This is a genomic window from Nocardia goodfellowii, from assembly GCF_017875645.1.
GTDB classification, from domain to species: Bacteria; Actinomycetota; Actinomycetes; order Mycobacteriales; family Mycobacteriaceae; genus Nocardia; species Nocardia goodfellowii.
On the sequence record NZ_JAGGMR010000001.1, the window covers coordinates 2,093,307 to 2,118,589 of the forward strand.

General features: G+C 69.3%; 14 protein-coding genes (1 of these 14 only partly in view). 4 read left to right on the plus strand and 10 right to left on the minus strand.

The annotated features are described in order from the left end of the window. Positions 1-11,861 carry the 3' end of a non-ribosomal peptide synthetase gene (locus BJ987_RS09180; protein WP_209886821.1) on the plus strand. 13,603 nt of this gene lie to the left of the window's left edge, so the window shows 11,861 of its 25,464 coding nt (coding positions 13,604-25,464); its start codon lies off the left edge, out of view; its stop codon occupies positions 11,859-11,861. A gap of 150 nt (positions 11,862-12,011) precedes the next feature. Here the strand turns inward: BJ987_RS09180 and BJ987_RS09185 are convergent, their stop codons facing one another. Both BJ987_RS09185 and BJ987_RS09190 read right to left on the minus strand, forming a co-directional pair. Next, complete coding sequence (locus tag BJ987_RS09185) at positions 12,012-13,247, minus strand: TetR/AcrR family transcriptional regulator (protein WP_209886824.1); 1,236 nt, start codon at positions 13,245-13,247, stop codon at positions 12,012-12,014. Between the two features lie 126 nt (positions 13,248-13,373). After that, positions 13,374-14,615 carry a TetR/AcrR family transcriptional regulator gene (locus BJ987_RS09190; RefSeq protein ID WP_209886827.1) on the minus strand — a complete coding sequence of 414 codons (1,242 nt, stop codon included), beginning with the start codon at positions 14,613-14,615 and terminating at the stop codon, positions 13,374-13,376. 112 nt (positions 14,616-14,727) lie between these two features. Here BJ987_RS09190 and BJ987_RS09195 point away from each other — a divergent pair, with 112 nt between their 5' ends. Both BJ987_RS09195 and BJ987_RS09200 read left to right on the plus strand, forming a co-directional pair. After that, the gene (locus BJ987_RS09195; RefSeq protein ID WP_209886830.1) at positions 14,728-15,099 is read left to right on the plus strand and encodes a hypothetical protein; all 372 of its coding nucleotides are present in this window, start codon (positions 14,728-14,730) and stop codon (positions 15,097-15,099) included. 15 nt (positions 15,100-15,114) lie between these two features. After that, the gene (locus tag BJ987_RS09200) at positions 15,115-15,696 is read left to right on the plus strand and encodes a DUF998 domain-containing protein (protein ID WP_209886833.1); all 582 of its coding nucleotides are present in this window, start codon (positions 15,115-15,117) and stop codon (positions 15,694-15,696) included. Between the two features lie 21 nt (positions 15,697-15,717). Here BJ987_RS09200 and BJ987_RS09205 read toward each other — a convergent pair whose 3' ends face one another. The 8 genes from BJ987_RS09205 to BJ987_RS09240 are packed head-to-tail and all read right to left on the minus strand — an operon-like array spanning position 15,718 to position 24,552. Next, on the minus strand, positions 15,718-16,149 hold the full coding sequence (locus BJ987_RS09205; protein WP_209886835.1) for a type II toxin-antitoxin system VapC family toxin: 432 nt from the start codon (positions 16,147-16,149) through the stop codon (positions 15,718-15,720). Next, a complete protein-coding gene (locus BJ987_RS09210; RefSeq protein ID WP_209886838.1) occupies positions 16,146-16,400 on the minus strand; it encodes a type II toxin-antitoxin system Phd/YefM family antitoxin in 255 nt (84 codons plus the stop codon). Before BJ987_RS09210 ends, BJ987_RS09205 begins: the two co-directional genes overlap by 4 nt. Positions 16,401-16,454: 54 nt before the next feature. Then, positions 16,455-18,443 carry an acetoacetate--CoA ligase gene (locus tag BJ987_RS09215; RefSeq protein ID WP_209886841.1) on the minus strand — a complete coding sequence of 663 codons (1,989 nt, stop codon included), beginning with the start codon at positions 18,441-18,443 and terminating at the stop codon, positions 16,455-16,457. 17 nt (positions 18,444-18,460) lie between these two features. Continuing rightward, positions 18,461-19,273 (minus strand): HpcH/HpaI aldolase/citrate lyase family protein, encoded by an 813-nt coding sequence (locus BJ987_RS09220; protein ID WP_209886844.1) that lies wholly within the window; start codon positions 19,271-19,273, stop codon positions 18,461-18,463. Beyond that, positions 19,270-19,740: a MaoC family dehydratase gene (locus tag BJ987_RS09225; protein ID WP_209886847.1), complete on the minus strand. Its 471-nt coding sequence runs from the start codon at positions 19,738-19,740 to the stop codon at positions 19,270-19,272. The genes BJ987_RS09220 and BJ987_RS09225 overlap by 4 nt, the downstream gene beginning before the upstream one ends. Continuing rightward, the gene (locus tag BJ987_RS09230; RefSeq protein ID WP_209886850.1) at positions 19,737-20,897 is read right to left on the minus strand and encodes an acyl-CoA dehydrogenase family protein; all 1,161 of its coding nucleotides are present in this window, start codon (positions 20,895-20,897) and stop codon (positions 19,737-19,739) included. Before BJ987_RS09230 ends, BJ987_RS09225 begins: the two co-directional genes overlap by 4 nt. Further along, complete coding sequence (locus BJ987_RS09235; RefSeq protein WP_209886853.1) at positions 20,894-22,966, minus strand: acetyl-CoA carboxylase biotin carboxylase subunit; 2,073 nt, start codon at positions 22,964-22,966, stop codon at positions 20,894-20,896. The genes BJ987_RS09230 and BJ987_RS09235 overlap by 4 nt, the downstream gene beginning before the upstream one ends. 5 nt (positions 22,967-22,971) lie before the next feature. Further along, entirely contained in the window at positions 22,972-24,552 is a 1,581-nt protein-coding gene (locus BJ987_RS09240; protein WP_209886856.1) for a carboxyl transferase domain-containing protein, read from the minus strand. Between the two features lie 94 nt (positions 24,553-24,646). On the opposite strand from BJ987_RS09240, the gene BJ987_RS09245 reads away from it, so the two are divergent. Continuing rightward, positions 24,647-25,255: an SACE_7040 family transcriptional regulator gene (locus BJ987_RS09245; protein ID WP_209886859.1), complete on the plus strand. Its 609-nt coding sequence runs from the start codon at positions 24,647-24,649 to the stop codon at positions 25,253-25,255. Positions 25,256-25,283 lie beyond the last annotated feature (28 nt).

Below are 25,283 nucleotides of genomic sequence, written 5' to 3' on the forward strand. Positions count from 1 at the left end.
CCGGTTCGACGGGCCGGCCGAAGGGCGTGGCGGTCAGCCATGCCGCGATCGTGAACCGCCTGGTGTGGATGCAGAACGAGTACGGTTTGCGCGCGGACGATGTGGTCCTGCAGAAGACACCGGCCACCTTCGACGTGTCGGTGTGGGAGTTCTTCTGGCCCTTGCAGATCGGCGCCCGGCTCGTGCTGGCCCGCCCGGACGGGCATCGCGATCCGGGGTATCTGGCCGAGTTGATCGCCGCCGAGCGGATCACCACGGTCCATTTCGTGCCGTCGATGCTGGCGGTGTTCCTCGGTGCGGTCCAGAAGTCCGGCCGGGGCACGCTGCGCCGCGTTTTCGCCTCCGGTGAGGCGCTACCCGCCGCTGCCGCGCGGAGCGCCCGCGAGCGCACCGGCGCCCGGGTGCACAACCTGTACGGCCCGACCGAGGCGGCCGTGGACGTCAGCTTTCACGAGGTCACCGCGGCCGACACCGTGTCGGTGCCGATCGGGCGGCCGGTGTTCAACACCGCACTGCTGGTGCTGGATTCGCGACTGCGCCCCGCGCCCGCCGGCGTGCCGGGTGAGTTGTATCTGGCCGGTGCGCAATTGGCGCGCGGCTATGTTGCGCGGCCGGACCTGACCGCCGACCGTTTCATCGCCAATCCCTACGGTGCGCGCGGCGAGCGCATGTATCGCACCGGCGATCTCGTCGCCTGGACTGCCGACGGGGAACTGGTGTACTTGGGCCGCACCGACTTTCAGATAAAGCTGCGCGGCCTGCGCATCGAACTCGGCGAGATCGAGTCGGTGCTGACAGCGGTGGACGGAGTCGCGCAGGCCGCGGTTCGATTGGTGCGCGCCGACGGCATCGACCACCTGGTGGCATATCTGACCGCCGTGGACAGTGCGGGAGAACTGATCGAGCACGTGCGGCAGTCCGCGGCGGCGGCACTGCCCGCCTACATGGTGCCCTCCGCGTTCGTGCTGCTCGACGAGTTTCCGCTCAACTCCTCCGGCAAACTCGACCAGAAGGCCTTGCCCGCACCGGTTTTCGAGTCGGCCCGCTTCCGTGCTCCCGCGACCGTCGCCGAGGAAACGGTCGCCCGGATCTTCGGCGAGCTACTCGGTCGTGAAGTCGGCGCGGACGACGACTTCTTCGCCCTGGGCGGCAACTCGCTGATCGCCACCCAGGTCGCGGCCCGGCTCGGTGCGGAACTCCAGGCGGAGATCCCGCTCCGGATGCTGTTCGAGGCGCCGACCGTCGCGGGTCTCGCCGCCGGCGCGGCGCGACTGACCGGCACCGGTCGCCGGCCGCCGCTCACGCCGCGGCCGCGCCCGGACCTGATTCCGCTGTCGCCGGCGCAGCAGCGCCTGTGGTTCCTCAACCGATTCGACCCGGCCGACACCGTCAACAACATCCCGGTCGGGCTGCGGCTCACCGGAACCCTCGACACCGCCGCGCTCACCGCCGCGATCGCCGATGTCATCGGCCGCCACGAGACCCTGCGCACCGTGTATCCGGACCGCGCGGGCATCGGCTACCAGCGAATTCTCGACACTGCCGAGGCTCCGGTCGTCACCGTCATCCCGGCGAACGCGCACACCGCGGCCCCGGCGCTGGCCGCGTTCGCCGCCGAGCCTTTCGATGTCACCGCTGCCGTCCCCGTGCGTATCGGTCTGGCCAGGCTGTCCGAACAGGAGCACGTGCTCGCGCTGGTGCTGCACCACATCGCCGCGGACGGGTTCTCCATGGGGCCGCTGGCGCGCGACATCGCCCGCGCCTACGGAGCCCGCGCGGCCGGTACCGCACCGGCCTGGGACCAGTTGGCGGTCCAGTACGCTGATTACGCGCTGTGGCAGCGCGACCTGCTCGGCGACGAATCCGACCCCGATTCGGTAGCGGCGCAGCAGCTCGAGTACTGGCGGCGGACACTGAGCGGTCTGCCCGCGCAGCTCGATCTGCCCACGGACCGGCCACGCCCGGCGGTCGCCGGTCATGCCGCCGCCGCTGTCACGGTGCGCCTGGAGCCGCCGGTGCTGCGTGGAATAGCGGCTGTCGCAGCCGAATACGATGCCACTTCGTTCATGGTGGTGCACGCCGCGCTGGCCGTGCTGCTGGCCCGGCTGTCCGGCACCGCCGATATCGTCATCGGCGCACCGCTCGCGGGCCGCGGCGTGGCGGAACTCGACGATCTGGTCGGCATGTTCGTCAACACCCTGGTGTTGCGCACCGAGGTGCCCGGGTCGGACACCTTCGACACGGTGCTGCGCCGAGTCCGCGACGGAGACCTGGACGCGTTCGCGCACGCCGAGGTGCCGTTCGAGCGACTCGTCGAAGTACTGGATCCGCCGCGCTCGGAAGCCCGCCATCCGCTCTTCCAGGTCGCACTGTTCTTCCAGAATCTGGCTTCGGTCACGGTCGAGCTGGGCGGTATGACCGTCACCGAACACGAATTCGACCACCGGGCAACACGTTTCGACCTCCAGCTCACGGTGTCCGGTGATCAACTCCGATTCGACTACGCTACGGACCTTTTCGACGCCGGCACGGTGGCGACGCTGGCCGCCCGGTTCACCCGTTTGCTGACGGCGGTGATTTCGGATCCCGGCCAGATCGTCGGCGACATCGATCTTTTCGACACCGGCGAACTGGACCGGGTGGTCGAGCGGTGGAACGACTCCGCGCACACCGCCTACGTGGCCGAGCTGCTCCTGGACGAGTTCGAGGCCCAAGCCGCCGCGACACCGGACGAACCGGCGCTGATCTACGTCCCCGACGACAACGGCACCCCAGTTGTATTGACCTACGACGAACTGGACCGGCGCTCCAACCAGCTCGCCCGCTACCTCGTCTCGCTCGGTGTCGGCCCGGAATCGCGGGTGGCGCTGGCCATTCGACGCTCCACCGACCTGGTGGTGGCGATGTACGCGGTACTCAAAGCGGGCGGCGCGTACGTGCCGATCGACCCCGATCATCCCGCGCGCCGGATCGCGCACATCCTGGCGACGGCCCAGCCCGCTGCCTTGCTGACCAGGGCACGCGACCGCGGTGATATCGGCTGTCGAGGCCCGGTCGTCACCGTGGACACGGTCGAGTTGCACGAGTACTCCGACGATCCGATCACAACGAGTGAGCGCACCGCGCCGCTGCATCCGCGGCATCCGGCCTACGTCGTCTTCACCTCCGGATCGACCGGGAAACCCAAGGGCGTCAGCGTCTGCCATGCCGCGATCGTCAACCAGATGACGTGGATGCAGGCGGAGTACGGCTTCACCGGCGACGACGTGTACCTGCAGAAGACCGCCACCACCTTCGATGTCGCGCTGTGGGGCTACTTCCTGCCGCTGCGGGTCGGCGCCACCCTGGTCATCGCGAGTCCCGACGGCCACCGCGATCCCGGGTACCTGGCCGCGGTGATGGAAGCGCAGGGCGTCACGGTCACCGATTTCGTGCCGTCGATGCTGAGTGTCTTCGCCGGACGAATGACTACCCCCGCCGCGCGTGCCGCACTCGCCGCGTTGCGCATGGTCTTCGTCATCGGTGAGGCTCTGCCCGCCGAGACCGTACGCGCGTTCGCGGCGGTGAGCCCGGCGCGGCTGCACAACCTGTACGGTCCGACCGAGGCCGCCGTCAGCATCACCTACCGCGAGGTCACCGGCGAGACCGGCCGCGCTGTGCTGCCGATCGGCAATCCGGTGTGGAACAGCAAGGTGTACGTGCTGGATTCGCGTTTGCGGCCGACGCTGCCCGGGGTGGCGGGGGAGCTGTATCTGGCGGGAACGCAGTTGGCCCGCGGCTATCACGGGCGCGCGGACCTGACCGCGGATCGCTTCGTGGCCAACCCGTTCGGCACACCCGGCGAACGCATGTACCGCACCGGCGACCTCGTCCGCTGGGAACCCCTCGACGGGGGACCTGCGGCGGAGCTGGTCTATCTGGGCCGCACCGATTTCCAGGTGAAGTTCCGGGGCCAGCGCATCGAGCTGGGCGAGATCGAGTCCGTACTGGCGGCGGTACCGGTCGTCGCGCAGGCGGCCGCCGAGGTGGTCGGCGATCATCTGGTCGCCTACGTGATCCCGGCGGCACAGACGAACGCCGGGACGGTACGAGACGAGGTGCGCGCGGCGGCGATTCGGTCGTTGCCGTCGTACATGCTGCCCTCGGCGGTGGTCGTGCTCGATGCGTTCCCACTCAACCCCTCCGGCAAGCTGGACCGAAAAGCCTTGCCGGAGCCGGTGTTCGACGGTGCCGTCTACCGCGCGCCCGGTACCGCCACCGAACGTCAGGTGGCGGCGGTGTTCGCGGAGGTACTCGGGACCGAGCGGGTCGGCGCGGACGACAGCTTCTTCGATCTGGGCGGCAATTCGCTGAGCGCCACCCAGGTGCTCGCGCGACTCGGTGCACGGCTCGGCAAGCGGGTGCCGGTGCGGGTGTTGTTCGAGGAACCGACGGTGCACGGGCTGGCCGCGCGCCTTACCGCGGCTCTCGACTCGGCTGCCCTGCCCGCACTGCAGGCGGGCCCCCGGCCGGAACTCATTCCGCTGGCCCCGGTCCAGCGCGGCATGTGGTTGCTCAACCGGCTCGACCCGGAGTCGGCGGCCCACAACATCCCCGTCGCCCTGCGTATCACGGGCGAGCTGGATATCGCGGCGCTGGAAGGCGCGTTCACCGACGTCATCGCGCGCCACGAGGTGCTGCGCACCGTCTATCCGGTGGGTGCGGACGGCGCGGGCCACCAGGTCGTCCTGCCCGTCGAGCCGCCGCCCGTGCGGCTGGCGGTGCGACCCGGCGGGCAATTACGGGAGCAGATCGACGAATTCCTGCGCGCCGGTTTCGATGTGACCACCGAAGTACCGGTGCGCGCGGTGCTGCTGTGTGCCGGACCGGGCAGTCACGTGCTGGTCGCCGTGCTGCATCACATTGCCGCGGACGGGTTTTCGATCACACCGCTGCTCCGCGATCTGCTGGGCTCCTATCTCTCCCGTGTGCTCGGTGGCGCGTTGCCGGGGTCGCGGTTGGCGGTCCAGTACGCGGACTACGCCCTGTGGCAGACCGCCGCGGTGGAAGCCGTTGCGGCGGCCGAACTTTCGTATTGGCGGGAGACGCTGCGCGATCTCCCGGAGGACCTCGCGCTGCCCGCGGATCGCCCTCGACCCGCGGTAGCCACCAAGCGCGGCGGAAACATCCGGGCTCGGATCGGCGGCGGTGTCGCGGCCCGGGTGCACGAACTGGCGCGGCGGCACAACGCGACTCCGTTCATGGTGGTGCACGCGGCGCTCGCGGTGCTGCTCGCCCGGCTCTCCGGAACCAGGGACATTCCTATCGGTACCCCGGTCGCCGGGCGCGGTGCCGCCGCATTGGACGACCTGGTCGGCATGTTCGTCAACACCCTCGTGTTGCGTACCCGGCCCGCGCCCGGCCAGTCTTTCGCCGATCTGATCGCCGAAACCCGCGCGGTCGACCTCGCGGCCTTCGCCCATGCCACCGTCCCGTTCGAGCGGGTCGTCGACGACCTCGGCGTGCCGACGACGCAGGCGCGGCATCCTCTGTTCACCGTGGCGCTGAGCTACCTGAACGCCGGAACCGCCACCTTCGGCCTGCCCGGCCTGGAGCTGTCGGCAGTCGACTTCGACGAGCCCGTCGCGCGTTTCGATCTGCAGTTCACGCTTGCCGCCGAGCCGGACGCCGACGGACATCTCGCGGTCGAACTCACCTACGCGACCGATCTCTTCGACGCCGCTACCGCGGCCGGCCTGCTGCGCCGCTTCGGCCGGGTGCTCGGCGCGCTCACCACCGACCCGGCCGCGCCCGTCGGCGCGGCCGACCTGCTGGCTCCGGGCGAGCGGGCCGGGCTACTGGCCCGGCGAGGGAAGAATCCGGTTCCGGTGCAGACCCTCGCCGCGGTCATGGCGGCCGCGGTGCGGCGGAATCCGGACAGTACCGCCGTGACCTACGGGGATCTGCGGTTGACCTATCGTGCGCTCGACGAACAGTCGTCGCGGCTGGCCCGCATGCTGATCCAGCACGGAATCGGCACGGAGGACCTTGTCGCACTGGCGATTCCACGCTCGCCGGAATCGGTGCTGGCAGTCTGGGCGGTGGCCAAGACCGGTGCCGCGTTCGTCCCGGTCGACCCCACCTATCCGGTGGATCGGATCGCGCATATGCTCGCCGACTCCGGCGCGGTCCTGGGCTTGACCGTGCGCGCGGTCGCCGATGCCCTGCCCGGCGGCACCGAATGGCTGGTACTCGACGCGCCGGTCACCGCCGCGCGGATGCGGCACTGCGCCGCGACCCCGGTGGTCCCCGATGAACTGGTCCGGCCGGTGCGTCCGGACAACCCGGCGTGGATGATCTACACCTCCGGCTCGACCGGGACACCGAAGGGCGTGCTGGTCACGCACGCCGGAATCGCGGGAGTGGCGGTCGCCCAACGTGATCGGTACTCCGTCGGGGCCGGATCGCGGGTCCTGCACGTCGCGTCGCCGAGCTTCGACGCGGCGATGCTCGAACTGCTGCTCGCCCTCGCGGCGGGGGCCACGCTGGTCGTCGCGCCGGCCGGGGTCTACGGCGGTGCGGAATTGACCGCGCTGATCCGCGATCAGCGGGTGAGTCACGCGTTCATCACCCCGGCCGTGTTGCAGACCCTCGACCCCGCCGAACTGCGGGAGCTGGCCTACCTGACCGTCGGCGGCGAGGCCTACGGGCCGGATGTGGTGCGGCGCTGGGCGATCGGCCGCAGGTTCTACAACACCTACGGTCCCACCGAGACCACGATCATCACCACTATCAGCGCACCGCTGCGGGCGGGGGAGCCGATGCACATCGGCACCCCGATCCACGGTATGTCCGCGGTGATCCTGGACGGCGGCATGCAGCCGGTGCCGGCCGGGGTCACCGGCGAACTGTATCTGCGCGGCCCGGGACTGGCGCGCGGATACCATGCGCGCCGGGCGCTTTCGGCCGAGCGATTCGTAGCCGATCCCTTCGCCTCGGGCGGGCGGCTGTATCGCACCGGCGACCTGGTGCGGTGGACGGACGCCGGGACGATCCGATATGTCGGACGCGCCGACCAGCAGGTGAAGGTGCGCGGTCTACGCATCGAACTCGGCGAGATCGACGCGGTGCTCACGGCGCACGAATCCGTCGGTTTCGCGGCGACGGTCGGTCACACCGACAGCAGGGGCGCCACCGTGCTGGTCGCCTACGTTGTCGGCAAGCGGGGGCACGCGATAGACGTCGGTGAGCTGGCCGCGTTCGCCGCCGAGTCACTGACCGCCTACATGGTGCCCGCGAGCATCATGGTGCTCGACACCATCCCGCTGACAGCGGTCGGCAAGCTCGACCGGAAAGCATTGCCGGAACCGGTTTTTCGCGCGGCCGAGTTCCGCGTTCCGGAAAGTCTCGCCGAACGCGTTGTCGCCGAAGTCATCGCCGAGGTGCTGGGACTGGACGACCCGGTCGGCCGCGACGACGACTTCTTCACCCGGGGCGGAAACTCCCTGACCGCGACCCAGGTGGCGGCCCGGCTCGGCGCCCGGTTCGCGGTCGGCGTCGGAGTACGCGCCATTTTCGAGAACCCGACTGTGTCCGCACTGGCCACCGCGATCGGCGCGGGGCCGGACTCCGCCCCCGCCCGGCCACAGCTCACCAGGCGCACCGATACCGGTCCGGTCCCGCTGTCCCTGGCCCAGCAGCGCATGTGGTTTCTCAATCGCCTGGATCGCCAGTCCACCGCCTACAACATTCCGCTCGCGGTGCGATTGACCGGAGATCTGGACGTGGCCGCGCTGAACGCCGCGGTGGCCGACGTGATCGAACGCCACGAGGTGCTGCGCACCGTCTACCCGCAGCGGGATGCCGGTCCTGTCCAGCTGGTGCTGCCCATGCCGGAAGCGCCGGTCCCGGTGCTGGCCCCGGTCCGGGTCTTGTCCGGCGACTTGGCCACGGCGATAGCCGATTTCGTGGGTGCTGGATTCGACGTGACCGAATCCGTGCCGCTGCGAGCCCGCCTGTTCGCTTCGACGGCCGCCCGCGCTGCCCGGCCCGCCGTAGCCGAGCGGGACGAGTCCGTCGCGACCCCGGAAGCCCTCGCGTCCGGCCGCCCGCAGGATGCCCGCGGCACCGAGAGCGCGGGTGACCCGGATACCGGTCGCCGCTGGGCGGCTGTTGTCACCGGCGCTCGGGCGGTGGTGGACGCGGCGCGAGCGGGCCGGATCGGCAGCCCCGGCGCGGTCGCGGAGCTGGCCGAGGTGTCCGAGGTGGAGGCGCCGATGTACCTCGCGGGGTCGCCCCAGGAGCATGTGCTGGTCGTCGTGATGCACCACATCGCGGCCGACGGCTCCTCGCTGACGCCGCTCGCGCGAGACCTCATGGTGGCTTACGCCGCGCGCAAGGACGGTCACGCGCCGTCGTGGTCACCGCTGCCGGTGCAGTACGCCGACTACAGCCGCTGGCAGCGCGAACTGCTCGGCTCCGAGGACACGCCGGATTCCCTGCTGGCCCAGCAGCTTTCGTTCTGGAAGGACGAACTCGCCGGACTGCCCGCACAGTTGAACCTGCCCACCGACCGGCCGCGGCCACCGATGGTCTCGACCCAGGGCAAGCATGTCGACTTCACCCTCGACCCGGCGCTGCACACACGTTTGCGCGAACTCGGCCGCGACACCGGCGCCACGCTGTTCATGGTGCTGCACGCCGCCTTCGCGGTGCTGCTGGCCAGATTGGCCGGGACCTCGGATATCGCGGTGGGTACGCCGGTCGCCGGACGGGGCGCGGCCGCGCTCGACGATGTCGTCGGCATGTTCGTCAACACGCTGGTGCTGCGCACCGACGTGCCAGCCGACGCGGGCTTCGACACCCTGCTGGGTCGGGTCCGCACCGCCGATCTGGCCGCGTTCTCGCACGCGGACGTGCCGTTCGAACGGCTGGTGGAGGTGTTGAACCCGGAGCGTTCCACCGCACGGCATCCGCTGTTCCAGGTCGGTTTCTCGTTCCACAATCAGGCCGAGGCCGACCTCGAGCTGGACGGATTACGGGTCGCGGCAGTCGATTTCGACTCCGGAGTGTCCCAGTTCGACCTGCACCTGGTGGTCACCGACCGCTACGACGCCGACGGCGCACCGGCGGGCATGGCCGCGTCGATCACCTACGCGACCGCGCTGTTCGACGAGTCCACGGTGGCGGGCTTCGCGGGACGGCTGCAACGTCTCCTGGCGGCGGTCTGCGCTGCCCCGGAGCTACCGGTCGGTGATCTGCCGCTGCTGGACGCGGCGGAGTCGGAGCGAGTGCTCAGCACTTGGAATCACGCCGAGCGCGCGTTCGCCCCCGGCACGCTGGATGCCGGATTCCAGGCGCAGGCCGCGCGGACCCCGGACGCGATCGCGGTCGACGACGGCGAGAATCTGCTGACCTACGCGGAGTTCGCGGCGGAGGTCAACCGACTCGCCCGCCTGCTCATCGCCCGTGGCGTCGGCCCGGAATCGCTGGTGGCACTGGCTGTTCCACGCAGCGTGGAGCTACTGGTGGCCATGTACGCGGTCGTGACGGCCGGCGGCGCTTACGTGCCGGTCGATCCGTCGCATCCGCTGGACCGCATCATGCGCGTGCTGCTGACAGCCGACCCCGAGCTGGTGCTCGTCTCCGCACGGCAACCGCTCCTACCGCCCGAGCTTTCCGAACATCCACTGCTACTCGACATTTCGAGTATCGATGCCGACATCGACCCGAGTCCCGTCGCCGATCGCGAGCGCCGGGCACCGCTGCGGCCGGGGCATCCGGCCTATGTCATCTTCACTTCCGGATCCACCGGCACACCGAAGGGTGTCGCGGTGACCCATGCCGCCGTCACCCATCAGCTCGACTGGATGCAGTCCGAATACGCCCTGGACAGCAGCGATTCGGTGTTGCTGATGACCTCGGCGGCCTTCGATCTCTCGGTGTGGGAATTCTGGTGGGCGCTGCGCACCGGAGCCCATGTCGTGCTGGCCCCGCCGGACGCGCAACGGGACCCGGCTCGCCTGCTGGAACTGGTACGGACCGAGGAGGTGTCCACGGTGACCCTGGTGCCGTCCCTGCTGGCCATGCTGGCCGAGGTGGCGGACGGCAGGCGACTACCCGGCGCGCTGCGCCGGATCCTGGTCATCGGCGAACCGTTGCCCGTCGCCACCGTCGATCGGGTGCGCCCGCTGACGACGGCCCGCATCGACAATCTGTACGGCCCGACCGAAGCCGCGGTGTCGGTCACCAGATACCGCACGGGCGTCGAGACCGCCGCCGTCGTCCCGATCGGCACCGTCCAGGACGGCAACCAAGTCTATGTGCTCGACGACCGCCTGCATCCCGTGCCGGTCGGCGTCACCGGCGAGCTCTACCTGGGCGGGGCGCAACTGGCCCGCGGTTACCACGGTCGCGCCGACCTGAGCGCCGAACGCTTCGTGGCCAACCCCTTCGGGGCGCCGGGCACCCGTTTGTACCGCACCGGAGACATGGCCCGCTGGGCCGCCGACGGCAACCTCGTCTACCTCGAACGCCGCGACTTCCAGGTGAAGGTGCGTGGCTACCGCATCGAACTCGCCGAAATCGAGCACGCGTTGCGCGCCCAGCGGGGCGTCGGCGACGTCATCGTGGTGGCGCAGCACGCCGGTGGCGCGAATGCCCTACTGGCAGGCTATTTCACCGCCGCGGGTCCGGTCGACACGAGCGAGTTGCGCACGGCGCTGTCCGAAGTGCTCCCCAGCTACATGGTCCCGTCGGTACTCACCCGACTGGACACGTTGCCGCTGAACTCGAACGGCAAGGTCGACCGGCACGCGCTCCCACGCGCGGACGCGGGCGGACGCGAATTCCGCGCTCCCGCTACGGAATTGGAGACGCTGGTCTGCGCGGTATTCTCCGACGTGCTGGGCGTCGCGGCGATCGGCCTGGACGACAACTTCTTCGAACGCGGCGGGAATTCCCTGCTGGCGACCCGATTGTCGGTGCACCTCAGCGCCGCACTGGCCGAGGAGGTTCCGGTCGTCTGGCTGTTCTCCGCCCCGACCCCGGCATCCCTGCTGGCTCAGCTGACGCTCGCGCGTTCCGGTCGCGGTCAGGTGGAGGTGGACGCGGCGTTCGACGTGCTGTTGCCGCTGCGTCCCGGCGGACCGAGGGAACCGGTGTTCTGCCTGCACCCCGTGGGCGGTGTCGCCTGGTCCTTCGCCGGGCTCGCCGCGCACATCACACCGGACCGCGGCATCTACGGCCTGCAATCTCCGGCACTGAATTCCCTGGCGCCGCTGCCGGATTCGATCGAGGAGTGGGCCGGCCGCTACGTGCGCGAGATCCGCGCGGTGCAACCGGACGGCCCGTACCACCTGCTCGGCTGGTCGCTCGGCGGGGTGCTGGCGCACGCCGTAGCCATCCAATTGCAGGACGACGGCGCGCATGTCGCGCTGCTCGCCATGATGGACAGTCCGCGCACCGTGGCGGGTGCCGATGCGGCGGCGATCCCGGTGGCCGACCTGCTCGGCGGACTCCTGGGCGATCAGGCCACCGACTCCGAGTTCGACCTGGATCAGCTGGCGGCCCGCCTGGCCGACCTGCCCGAGCCGTTCGCGTCCTTCGGTGCGGACCGCCTCACCCGGCTGATGGACGCGGGCGCCCACTCGCTGTTCCTGATCACCCGCTATCGCCCCCGCCGCTACAAGGGCGATCTGGTCTATTTCACCGCCGCACTGGATGATCCGACCGGCGCCACCGGCGCCGCGAGCTGGTCCGACGCCGTGGACGGCACCGTGCACAACCATGGCGTGCAAGCCACGCACTGGCGGATGACCTCCGGGCCGGCCCTGGCCCGGATCGGCCATGTCCTGACCACGATCTGGTCGGCCGGCGCGTGAATCCGCAGCATCCCGAGACCACCTGAATAGCGGGGCGCGCCGGCACATCCCCCCTTGCCACCGGCGCGCCCCGCACCCCGGGACGACCCGCATTTCCCGCTCTGGCGCATCCGGCGGCGTGTGTCCGCGGCCGGGGTGTAGCAGCCGAAGTCAGGCCGCGGCGGCCCGGCCGAACAGGATGACCTGCATCAGGTGGATGACCCGTGCGCGGTTGCAGATCGGGTTGCCGGGGCCGAGCCACTGACCCAGATCGACTACCAGGGCGAGGGCGGCGTGCACCAGGACGCGGGCTTCGGCGGCGGTCAGTTGCGGGCGTACGCCGACGACGAGCTTGGCCCATTCCTCGACGTTGAGCCGCTGGATGTTGCGCAGCACGGTGCGATCGTCGGCGGGGACGTTGCTGATCTCGGCGTAGTACACGAAGGTCAGTTCGCGTTCCTCGAACGAACCCGTCACGTACAGCTCGATCAGCTCGGTGAGCGCCTGCTCCGGACCGGCCGCGGCGGCGATGGCGGGACCGATCGCCGCCGAAACCCGTTCCGCCGCACGGCGGAACGCGGCCGCGAGAATGTCGCCCTTGCCGCGATAGAACCGGTACACCGCCGAGGAGGCGGGCAGGCCGGCCGCCGTGGCGATGTCCTCGACGCTCACATTGGGGTAGCCGCGCTCGTGGAACAGTTCGATCGCGCGTTTCAGCAGCAGTTCGTGTTTGAAGGTCAGCGGAACTTCGGACGGTCCCGCGGCGTGCGGTTCGGCGCCGATCGGCGGCAGCTCGGACTCGAAGACGGCCGCACAGGCGGAGCGCAGCAGATTCGCCAGCGCCCGAGCGGGCACCGAGACGTGGTGATCGGAGATGCTGCCGATCACGCTCAAGGCCGCGGTCGCCAGCACCGCGCGGTCCGCTCCATCCAACTCGGGACGGGTTTCCCCGAGTAGTCCGCCCAGCACCGCGTAGGTCCGGACCAGATGCTCGATCAGGACTTGATAGTCCTCCGGTTCCAGGTAGCGGCTCTGCCAGCGCAGCAGCGCGGCACTGCGCCGATTGGTGATCGACTTGGCGATCAGCGCGTCCACGATGTGCTGAAGCTTGTGTGCCGCAGTGGAACTGAGGAGTTCCGGGGGCAGCCGCACTGCTTCCGCGCTGAGCGCGCTCAGGCGTAACGCCTCTTCCCGGAACAGGGCGTACTTGCTCGGATAGTGCCGGTACAGCGCGGTGGAGGTGATGTCGAGCCGGGAGGCGATGTCCTCCATGCTGACGCCGTGATAGCCGAGTGCGCCGAACGCTTCCGCGGAGGCAGCGGCGATCTGGGCGCGCCGATCGCGCGGCCGCCGCCGCACTCGGGGTGACTCACCTTCCCGCGCGGCGCGGCGATTCTCGGCACTCATCCCGCGATGCTATCGCACACCGACAGTGGAACAGCGCGTTACAACAAAGCTCTGAGAGGGCGCGGAGCTTGGCTTCTCATAAAATTCTGTAAAGAATCAGCGTTAACATTGACCGGCGACCGTTCGTTACCTTCCGAGCCGTCCGAACAGCACCAGTTCCATCAGCGCGCACACTCGCGGCTGCCCCGCGAACGGTTCCGCGTCGAAGGCCCGCCCCAGATCCACCACGAGCGCGAACGCCGCGTGGATCAGGAACCGCGCCTCGGCGGGGGAGAGTTCCGGGCGCACCTCGCGCAGCAGCCGCGCCCACTCCTCGACGCTGAGACGCTGGATATTGCGCAGCACCGTCCGGTCCTCCGGCGGAACATGCTGGAACTCGGTGTAATACACGAAGGTCAGGTCGCGCTCGGCGAACGAGCCGGAGACGTAGTGGGTGATCAGGGCGCGCAGCGCCGCCTCGGGGCTGTCCGCCGCGGCGACCGCCGGGCCGATCGCGCCGGAGACCCGCTCGGCGGCCCGCCGGAATGCCGCGGACAGCAGATCGGACTTGCCGCGATAGAACCGGTACACCGCCGAAGCTGCGGAAAGCCCTGCGGCAGTGGCGATTTCCTCGACACTGACATTGGGGTAGCCGCGCTCGTGGAACAATTCCACCGCTTTGCGCAGCAGCAGCTCGTGCTTGAACGAATCCGGGATCTCCGCGGCGACAAGCGGTTCGGCCACCTCGGCGGGCGGCAACTCGGCTTCGGCCACCGTCCAGCACGCCGAACTCAACAGGCGGGCAAGCTGTTTGGCGGGCAGGGTGGCGTGGTGGTCGGCGATGCTCGTGATGGTGCTCAGCAGCGCCAGGCGCAGCACGCGACGGTCGTCCTCGGCGAGTTCCGGTCGCAGCGCGGACAATTCGGCGCCGAGCGCATCGAGCACCTGGCTTTGCAGTCCGGACAAGGTCTGCTGATCCTGCGGTTCCAGGTAGCGCCCCTCCCAGCGCACGAGGGTGACGCTGGCGCGGTTCTCGATGGTCGCGCCGATGAGCGCCTCGATCACCTGACGCAGCCGCTGTCCGGGCGGAGCCTGCGCGGCGTCCTCGGGTAGCCGCACCGATTCGGCCATCGCGTTGCCGACGCGCAGCAGTTCCTCGCGGAACAGCGCGTACTTGCTGGGGTAGTGCCGGTACAGCGCGGCTGAACTGATGCCGAGGCCGGAGGCGATGTCCTCCATGCTCACACCGTGATAGCCCAGCGAACCGAACGCGGCCGCCGACGCCGCCGCGATCTGCGCGCGCCGATTCTTGGGCCGGCGACGAACCTCCCGTGGTGCCGGGTCGCCGCTGACCGCCTTACGCGCCGTACGGCGATTGTCGACACTCATGCCGCACATGGTATCGGCCTGCTCCACGCCGTGATTTGCCCAGGTCGCCGAGCACGGCCGACAAGGTTCGCCTTGCTAACATTGCGTCTCGCTCATTCGTTAAGGACCTGATGTGCAGAAGCTCTTCCTCGTCACCGCGGTGGCTGTCGCCGCGGTGAGCCTCGCCGCGTGTGGCGGCGATATCGCGACCGCCGCTCCCGCCACATCCGAGCCCCCCGCCGGCCCTACCACCGCCGCGCCGAGCAGCACCGTCGAGCCCGCCGCCGTGATCATGATCGACCCCGACGGCGACAAATGGAACCGCGCCCGCACCATCCGCGAAGCGCGCCAATTGGCCGAATCGGTCCGCGAAGCGGGCACTCAGCTGCCCGCCAATTTCTGCGAGCAGGGCTATATCGAAGGTCTGGAGGGCGGCGGCCAGTTCCCGTCCGGCCGGCAGGCATGGTTGGACGCCTGTGAAGAAGGTGTCCGGCAGGCGGGCTGACCATATCGTTGAGGTATGGCCGGGATCGGGCGCTGGTGTGGCATTGCCACCGGGCCGCTGTTCGTGGCCACGTTTCTCATCGCTGGGGCGCTGCGGCCGGAATACGACCCGAGCCGCCACCCGGTCAGCGGACTCGCCCTCGGACCCGGCGGCTGGGTGCAGACAGCCGGCTTCATCGTCTGCGGTGTGCTCGGGCTCGTTTTCGCGACAGCCCTCTGGTGGGACAGCGAGGTAACCGCAATCCTGGTGGCGCTCTGGGCAATTGGGATGATCGGCGCGGGCTGCTTCGCCACCGACCCCATCGGGGGATACCCGCCGGGCGCACCGCCCGGCGACGGCAGCGTGCACAACCTGTTCGCCGCGATGATGGTCCTCGGCCTCACCCTGGCCTGCGCCGCCGCCCTCGGCCGCCGCGGCTGGCCCTGGCGCCTCTACACCGCCCTGTCAGCCACCCTCTCCGCGCTCGCCTTCGCCCTCGCGGCCGCCGGCTTCTCCGGCGCCCCCGATCTCGTCGACACCGCGGGCCTCTGGCAACGCATAGCCATCATCACGGGCTGGACATGGTTGACCACCCTGGCCCTGCGCTCGACCGGCTAGCCGCGCGGCCGCCTCTGCCGGCTATTCGCCCGCATTGCTGTCATACGTCGAAATCCCCAGCTTTCTACTGACTTCCAAGAGATTCCGGTCTCCCGAAGCGAGGACGAGATCCTCGTCTTCCAGTGTGTCGGCCGAGGCGCAGTGCACGGCGTCGTATCCACGCAAACCGAACAGCTCGGCCAGCTCCGCGGCGCGGACGGTCAACGCTTCACTTACTTCGATCACTTCTATCTGCGGCCACAGCTCCGCCAGCAGCCGACGGCACGCGGCATGCTCGGCAGCGTCCAAGCGGCCCAAGCGTTGCGCTCGGGCAAGCGCCGCAGCTGATTCGACGTAGAGCAACCGGGTAGAAACCACGTCGTCGGCGTCGATCCAGAACCTGGTGCACGCCGCGCTGCTCGGCTCCTCGACCAGCAGGGGAACGAAGGCGGAGGTGTCCAGATAGCCGATCATCGGCGCTGCTCGTCGATGAGATCGCTGACGATCCCCTTCGCCTTGATCGGCTCCGGGGGCACCTCCTTCTTCTTACGTGCGGCTTGAACCAAGCCCTCGCTACGAAGTTGCTCCAGCCTGGTGGGGCGCCCGACCGGAACGATTCGAGCGATCGGCTTTCCGTGATCGGTGACGGTGACTGTCCGGCCTGAGCGCACCTCGGCCAACTGACGGCTGAGGCTATCCCGCAATTCCCTGATGCCGATCTCCATGACAGCTCCTAGTGTGGCCACATTTGTTCTACCGATAGTAGCCACCTCGCGCTGTTATGGAGTGGATTGCCGCTGTTGGGCGTACCAATCCAGCAGGTCGGGGTTGTCGACGGCGCTGCGTTCTACGACGCGGGCGGGGTCGGCGCCCTGGAAGAGCTTTTTGATGGGGACCTCGAGTTTCTTGCCGGTGCGGGTGTGCGGGATTCCGGGGGCGAGCAGGATTTCGTCGGGGACGTGGCGGGGGGAGACCTCGGTGCGGATGGTGGTGTTGATGCGGGTCTTCAGGTCGTCGGTGAGCTCGGTACCGGGGGTGAGGGTGACGAACAGGGGCATCCAGTAGCCGCCGTCGGGCTGTTCGGCGCCGATGACCAGGGCCTCGGTGATCTCCGGGAGGCGTTCGACGGCCTGGTAGATGTCGGCGCTGCCCATGCGGATGCCGTGGCGGTTCAGCGTGGAGTCGGAACGGCCGTGCACGACGACGCTGCCGTGGTCGGTGATCTCGATCCAGTCGCCGTGCCGCCACACGCCGGGAAAGGTATCGAAATAGGCGTCGTGGTAACGACTTCCGTCCGGGTCGTGCCAGAAACGGATCGGCATGGAGGGCATCGGCTTGGTGATGACGAGTTCGCCGACTTCGCCGCGGACCGGTTTGCCGTCGGAATCGAAGGCCTCCAGGGCGGTGCCGAGGTAGGGCGCGGAAAGTTCACCGGGCCAGACCGGAACGGTGCGCACGCCGCCGATGAAGGCCGACACCACGTCGGTGCCGCCGCTGATCGAGGAAACCTGGACGTGGTCACCGATGTTCTCGCCGAGCCACAGCGCAGTCGACGACGGCAGCGCGGAACCGGTGATGCCGACGGTGCGCAGGGCGGTCAGATCGTGGTCACTGCGCGGCACCGAACCCGCCTTGATGCAGCCCAGGACATAGCCGGGGCTGGTGCCCAGCACAGTGGCCCGCACCTCGGCGGCCATCCGCCACAGCGCATCCGGGCCGTTGTGAGTCGGGCTGCCGTCGTAGGTGACGATGGTGGCGCCTACCAGCAGGCCGGCGACCTGGAAGTTCCACATCATCCAGCTCGGGCTGGTGTACCAGAAGAAGGTGTCGTCCGGCCCGATATCGGACTGCAGCGCAACAGCTTTGAGGTGTTCCAGCACCACGCCGCCATGGCCGTGCACAATGCCTTTCGGCAAACCTGTCGTGCCGGAGGAGAATACGATCCACAGCGGGTGATCGAAGTCCAGCACCTCGGTCTCGATGACGGCGGCGTTGTTGCCGGTGTCGGCGATCGCCTCGGACCACGGAATGGCCTCGGCCACCTCCAGGCCCAGCCGCGACACCGCGATGGTCGCCCGCAGCGACGGCAATCCGGCTTGCAGCGCGGCGATGTCGTCCCGCTTGTCGTGCGGCTTGCCGCCGAAGCGGTAGCCGTCGGCGGTGATCAGGACGGTGGGTTCGAGCTGGCCGAGCCGGTCCAGCGCGGCCTTGGCGGAGTAGTCCTGGCCGCAGGCGCTCCAGACCGCGCCGATGCTCGCCGTCGCGAGAAAGGCGATCACCGCCTCCGGGGTGTTCGGCAGGTATCCGGCCACCCGGTCCCCGGGCCGCACCCCGAGTTCACGCAGCGAGCGCGCGAAAGCGGCAGTGCTGTCGATCAATTCGGTCCAGGACACCTCGCGGGGTGCGCCGTCCTCCTGGAGCGCGATGATGGCCGGCCGGTCGGTGCGGAACTGCCGCACGATCTGGTCGGTGTAGTTCAGCTTGGTTCCCGGGAACCATTGCGCCCCAGGCATTTCCGCACTCGCGAGTACCTCGCCGTCGATCGCGCCGAGCTCGAAGTAATCCCACAGCGCGTGCCAGAAGCCGGGCAGGTCCGCCACCGACCAGCGCCACAGCGCCGGGTAGTCCGGCGCCGCCACGCCGGTCCGGGCCTCGACGAAGCGTGCGAAATCGGTGATCCGCGCCGACGCGATATCCGCTTCGGTGGGAATCCACTGGGGCACGGCGGTCGGCGCGGCCTCCGGGGCCGATGGGCGCTGTGGTTGCATCGCAATACCTTTCTCGACTAGCTGAGTTGTGCGCGCCGCAGGACCTGCTCCGCATGGCGCAGGACCGGTGCGTCGACCATCCGGCCTTCGAAGGCGAAGACCCCGCGATGGTTCGGGACTTCGGCCAGCACCCGCCGGGCCCAGTCGACCTCGTCGTCCGACGGCCGGTAGGCCGCCCGGATCACCGGCACCTGGCTGGGGTGGATCGCCACCTTGGCGTCGAAACCCACCGCCACCGCGTCTTCGGATTCGGCGCGCAATCCATCCAGGTCACGGATGTTCAGGTACACCGAGTCGAGCGCGAACTTGCCGTAGGCCTTGGCCGCGAGCAGTGCGGTGGACCGAACATGCCGTGCCACTTCACGGTAGCCGCCGTCGGCGAAGCGGCTGGCGGTGCCGCCGAGTCCGGCCACCAGATCCTCGGCGCCCCACATGACGCCGATGGCGTTGTCCACGTGTACGGACTCGGCGACCGTCAGCGCGCCCAGCGGCGATTCGATCAGAACGATCACCTCGCACTGCGCCAGCGCCCGGACCTGTTCGCCGGATTCGCATTTCGGCAGCATGACCCGCCGGTATCCGGTGCGCGCCAGGGCGTGCAGGTCGAGGGCGTGCTCCTCGGTGCCGTACGGATTGACCCGCACCACAGTGCGATCCGGATCGAGCGGGGTCTCGACCAGGGCTTCGCGCGCTGCCGCCTTGTCCTGGGCGGCGACTCCGTCCTCGAGATCGAGGATCACGACATCGGCTGCGGCAGCGGCCTTTTCGAAGCGCTCCGGCCGGTCCGCCGGACAGAACAGCCAGCCGGGCCCCGGCAGCTGCCAGCTCATGCCGGCCGCTTCCGGACCAGCGTGCTGCGGGTGGCGGTGGCCACCACATCACCGTGCTGATTGCGCGCGGTGTGCACGAGGGTGACCACGCCCTCACCGGGCCGGGATTTCGACTCCCGCTTGGCGGTGACCACCGTCTCGGCGTACATGGTGTCGCCGTGGAACAGCGGCTTCGGGAAACTGATGTCGGAGAAGCCGAGATTGGCCACCAGCGTGCCCTGGGTCAGCTGGGCGACCGACAACCCGACCAGCGTGGACAGCGTGAACATCGAGTTCACCAGGCGCTGATTGAACGGCGGCTGGTCCGCGGCGAACGCCGCGTCCAGATGCAGGGCCTGGGTGTTCATGGTGAGCGTGGTGAACAGGACATTGTCGGCCTCGGTGATGGTGCGTCCGGGCCGGTGCTGGTAGACGACCTCGGTCTCGAATTCCTCGAACCAGAGCCCGCGTTGCTCGACTTTTTTCACAGTCCCAGCTCCCGTCCGATCAGCATCAGCTGCACCTCCGTTGTGCCCTCGCCGATTTCCAGGATCTTGCTGTCGCGATAGTGCCTGGCCACAGCGTATTCGTTCATGAAGCCGTAGCCGCCGAAGATCTGGGTGGCGTCGCGGGCATTGTCCATCGCCGCTTCGCTGCCCACCAGTTTGGCGATGGCGGCCTGCTTCTTGAACGGTTTGCCGGCCAGCATCAGCGCGGCCGCGTCGTAGTAGGCGGTGCGCGCGGCGTGCGCGCGGGCCTCCATCCGGGCGATCTTGAAGGCGACGGCCTGGTTGCGGCCGATGGTCCGGCCGAATGCCTCGCGTTCCTTGGCGTAGCGCACGCTCTCGTCGACACAGCCCTGGGCCGCGCCCGTCGCCAGCGCGGCGATGGCGATGCGGCCCTCGTCCAGGATGCGCAGGAAGTTGGCGTAGCCGCGCCCGCGTTCGCCGAGCAGATTCTCCTCGGGCACGCGCACGTCGGTGAAGCTCAGCGGGTGGGTGTCGGAGGCGTTCCAGCCGACCTTGTTGTAGGCCGGTTCGGCGACGAAACCCGGTGTGTCCGTAGGCACCAGGATGGTGGAGATCTCCTTTCTGCCCTCGGACTGTCCGGTGACCGCGGTCACGGTGACCAGGCGGGTGAGGTCGGTGCCGGAGTTGGTGATGAACTGCTTGCTGCCGTTGATGACCCAGTCGCCGCTGTCGAGTGCGGCGGTGGTGCGGGTGCCGCCCGCGTCGCTGCCCGCGCCCGGTTCGGTGAGGCCGAACGCGGCCAGTGCCCGGCCGGAGGTCAACTGCGGCAACCACTCCTGCTGCTGCTTGTCGTTGCCGAAGCGGTAGATCGGCATCGCGCCGAGCGAGACACCGGCTTCCAAGGTGATGGCGACGCTCTGGTCGACTTTGCCGAGTTCCTCGAGTGCCAGGCACAGCGCGAAGTAGTCGCCGCCCATGCCGCCGAATTCCTCCGGGAACGGTAGTCCGAACAGGCCCATCTCGGCCATGCCCTGGACGACCTCGTACGGGAAGGTGTGGTCGGCGTCGTGCCGGGCGGCCACCGGCGCCACGACCGACTGAGCGAAATCGCGGACGGTCAGGGCGAGGTCGCGGTAGTCCTCGGGCAGAGTGCCGGTGGATAGGAAGTCGGTCATGCTGGGAGTCCTTCTGCTGCGGAGGTATTCGAGGCGGTGATGCGGGCCAGCGGCTGGTCCAATCGGACCTGCGTGCCCGCCGCGGCGAGGATTTCGACGGTTCCGGCGGTCGGCGCGGTCAGCGTGTGCTCCATCTTCATGGCCTCGACGACCACGATCGGAGCGCCCGCTTCGACGGCGGCGCCCGGCTCGGCGAGCACGGCGATCACCGAACCCGGCATGGGACTGCGGATTTCGGCGTCGCCGACCTGTGCGGCCCCCGCGCGGACCCGTTCCTCCGGGACCTCGCGCACCATCGCGATTCCGGACGGACCCGAAACCCACAGGTGCCCATCGTCTTCGGCGACACGGTAGACCTGCCGCAGTCCGTCCAGGGTCAGCTCGACCCGGCCGTCGGCGTAAGCGGCCGTGAGAGCGCGCGGCGCACCGCTGTTCAGGCGCACCGAGGCGGCACCGGGCGTGCCGGTGAGGTACACGTGCTCGGTGCGATCACCGCCGGTGAGGCGGATGGTGGTCGGGGCGGGAGAACCGATGCGCCAGCCGGTGGGAAGTTCCCACGGATCGGCCGGACCCGTGGGCCAATTGCGCAGCCAGTGGTAAGCCGCCGCGGCGATGAATGTGTCGTCCCCGACCTCGGCGGGGTGGAAGTCGCCGACCCGGCGATCCAGCAGCGCGGTGTCCAGACGACCGGCCGCCACCTCCGGATCGGCCAGCAGGAACCGGAGGAACTCGATATTGGTGGTGACGCCGAGCAGGAGCGTATCGCCCAGGGCCCGATCGAGTTTCGCGATCGCCGCGGTCCGGTCGTCCGCGTGCGCGATCACCTTCGACAGCATCGGGTCGTAGTCGCTGCCGACCACGGTCCCGGCCCGCAGACCCGAATCCACCCGGACGCCGGCCCCTTCCGGCTCCGACAGGTCGAGCACCGTGCCGCCGGTGGGCAGGAATCCGCGGGCGGGGTCCTCGGCGTACACCCGGGCCTCGATGGCGTGCCCGACCATGCGGATGTCTTCCTGGGCCACGGCGATCTTCTGCCCCGCCGCCACCCGGACCTGGCATTCCACCAGGTCCACTCCGGTGACCAGCTCGGTGACCGGATGCTCCACCTGCAACCGGGTGTTCATCTCCATGAAGAAGAACTCGTCCGGCCGGTCCGCGGAGACGATGAACTCCACCGTGCCCGCGCCGACATAGTTGACGCTGCGAGCCGTATTGCACGCCGCCGCACCGATTCTGGCCCGCGTCGCGGCGTCCAGCAGCGGTGAGGGCGCTTCCTCGATCACCTTCTGATGCCTGCGCTGCAAACTGCATTCGCGTTCACCCAGGTGCAGGACGTTGCCGAACTGATCGGCCAGCACCTGCACCTCGATATGCCGGGGCCGGATGACGAACCGCTCCAGGAACAGCGTGTCGTCGCCGAACGCGGCCGCTGCCTCCCGGCGCGCGCTGATCAGCGCGGCGGGTAGCCCCGCCGGCTCCTCGACCAGGCGCATGCCTTTGCCGCCGCCGCCCGCGGACGGCTTGACCAGCACCGGGTAACCGATTTCGGCGGCCGCCGCGATCAATTCGTCATCGGTCAAACCGGGCCGGGCGATGCCGGGCACCACGGGCACATCGAACGCGGCGACGGTGTTCTTCGCGGCGATCTTGTCACCCATGATCTCGATCGCCCGCGCGGGCGGACCGAGGAACACGATGCCCGCATCGGCCAGCGCGGCGGCGAAAGCGGCGTTCTCGGAAAGGAACCCGTAGCCCGGGTGCACGGCTTGCGCACCGGTGCGCACCGCCGCGGCGACGACTTTGTCGATGGCCAGGTAGCTCTCGCGCGCTGGGGCCGGGCCCAGGCGCACGGCGGTGTCGGCCTCGTGTACGTGGCGGGCGTCGGCGTCGGCGTCGCTGTACACCGCCACCGATCGAATTCCCATGTCCCGCAACGTGCGGATGACGCGGACCGCGATCTCGCCCCGATTGGCGACCAGGACGGTGTCGAAGCCGACCGGACCCCGGGCGGGGTGGCCGGCGGAACTCGCGGAGTCGGCGGGGTGGGTAAGGATTGCTTTGTTCAGCATGTCGCTCACATCCGGAAGACGCCGTAGGAAACGGGTTCGAGCGGCGCTTGCGCGCAGACCGAAAGGGCAAGTCCGAGCACGGTTCTGGTGTCGGCGGGATCGATTACGCCGTCGTCCCAGAGCCGGGCGGTGGAGTAGTACGGGTTGCCCTGACGTTCGTACTGGTCGCGGATCGGCGCTTTGAACGCCTCCTCGTCCTCGGCGGACCAGGGCTGTCCGTTCGCGTCGAGCTGGTCGCCGCGCACGGTCGACAGCACCGAGGCCGCCTGCTCGCCGCCCATCACCGAGATGCGCGCGTTCGGCCACATCCACAGGAAGCGCGGCGAATACGCGCGCCCGCACATGGAGTAGTTGCCCGCGCCGTAGGAGCCGCCGATCACCACGGTCAGCTTCGGCACCCGGGCACACGCGACGGCGGTCACCATCTTCGCGCCGTGCTTGGCGATACCGCCCGCTTCGTAGTCGCGGCCGACCATGAAACCGGTGATGTTCTGCAGGAACAACAGCGGAGTCTTGCGCTTGTCGCACAGTTCGATGAAATGCGCGCCCTTCTGGGCGGATTCGCCGAACAGCACGCCGTTGTTGGCGATGATGCCGACGGGGTGCCCGTGGACGCGGGCGAAGCCGGTGACCAGGGTCTTGCCGTACTCGGCCTTGAACTCGTGGAAACCGGTGGCGCCGTCCACGATTCGATCGATGACCGCGCGCACGTCATAGGGGGTGCGGAGATCGGCCGGTACGACGTCGTAGAGCTCCGACTCCGGCGCGGCGGGCGCGGTGCTGGGCAGAATGTCCCACGGGCTCGCCGGTCGAGGTCCGAGCGTGGCCACGATCCGGCGCACGATCCGGAGCGCGTCCTGATCGTCCTCCGCCAGGTGATCGGTGACTCCCGAAGTGCGGGAGTGCAATTCGCCGCCGCCGAGCTCCTCGGCGGTGACGACCTCACCGGTCGCGGCCTTCACCAGCGGCGGGCCGCCGAGGAAGATCGTGCCCTGGTTGCGCACGATCACCGCCTCATCGCTCATCGCGGGGACATACGCGCCGCCGGCGGTGCACGAGCCGAGCACCGCCGCGATCTGCGGTATGCCCTGGGCGCTCATGGTCGCCTGGTTGTAGAAGATGCGGCCGAAGTGCTCGCGGTCCGGGAACACCTCGTCCTGGCGGGGCAGGAACGCGCCGCCGGAGTCGACCAGGTAGAGACACGGCAGCTGGTTCTGCAGCGCGACTTCCTGGGCGCGCAGATGCTTCTTGACCGTCATCGGGTAGTAGGTGCCGCCCTTGACCGTCGCGTCGTTCGCGACGATCACGCACTCGCGGCCCGAGACGCGCCCGATGCCGGTGATGATGCCCGCGCCCGGGCACTCGTCGTCGTACATGCCCGTGGCCGCCAGCGGGGACAGCTCCAGGAACGGGCTGCCCGGGTCGAGCAGCTGGTCCACCCGCTGCCGGGGGAGCAGCTTGCCGCGCGCGATATGCCGCTCGCGGGCCTTGGCCGGGCCGCCGAGCGCGGCAGCGGCCAGCCGCTCGCGCAGGTCGCCGGTCAGCGCCTCGAAGGCGCTGCGGTTCCCCTGTTGAGTAACCACCATCACGGAAGTCCTGTCGGTCAGTTAGTCGCCGATAACTGGAATTCAGGTTAATCTTGATTAACCGAGTTGTCCAGGACGGTCTAGAGGAGTGCCAGTGGCCAGCGCTGAATCCGTCGCGCCCACCCGTCGCGAACAGTTGAAGGCACAGCGTCGGGGGCAACTGCTGGAAGCGGGCGCCCGGTTGATCGCCGAGCGCGGCTTCCTCGGTATGCGCCTGGACGACCTGGGTGCGGCCGTCGGGATCAGCGGTCCGGCGGTCTACCGGCATTTCCCGAACAAAGAGGCGCTGCTGGTCGAACTCCTCGTCGGGGTCAGCCGGCGGTTGTACGACGGAGGCAACGCTGTGGTGGCCGACGCCGCCACGCCACGGGACGCCCTGAGCGCACTGGTCGACTTCCACCTGGACTTCGCGCTCGGAGACCCCGAACTCATCCGCATCCAGGACCGCGACCTGGAGAACGTGCCGGTCGCCTCGCGTCGGGAACTGCGCCGCACACAGCGCCGATACGTCGAGATCTGGGTGGGCGTGCTGCGGCAACTGCACCCAGATCTCCCGGAGGAGACGGCGCGGGTGCAGGCCCACGCCGCCTTCGGCCTGATGAACTCGACACCGCACAGCGCGTCCCGGGCCACCGCCACCCGCGCCCGGCCGATCCTGCGGCAGATGGTGCTGGCGGCGCTGGACCCGCGGGACGACAGCTGAGAACCCGTGGGACGGGTGAGCGGGCGCC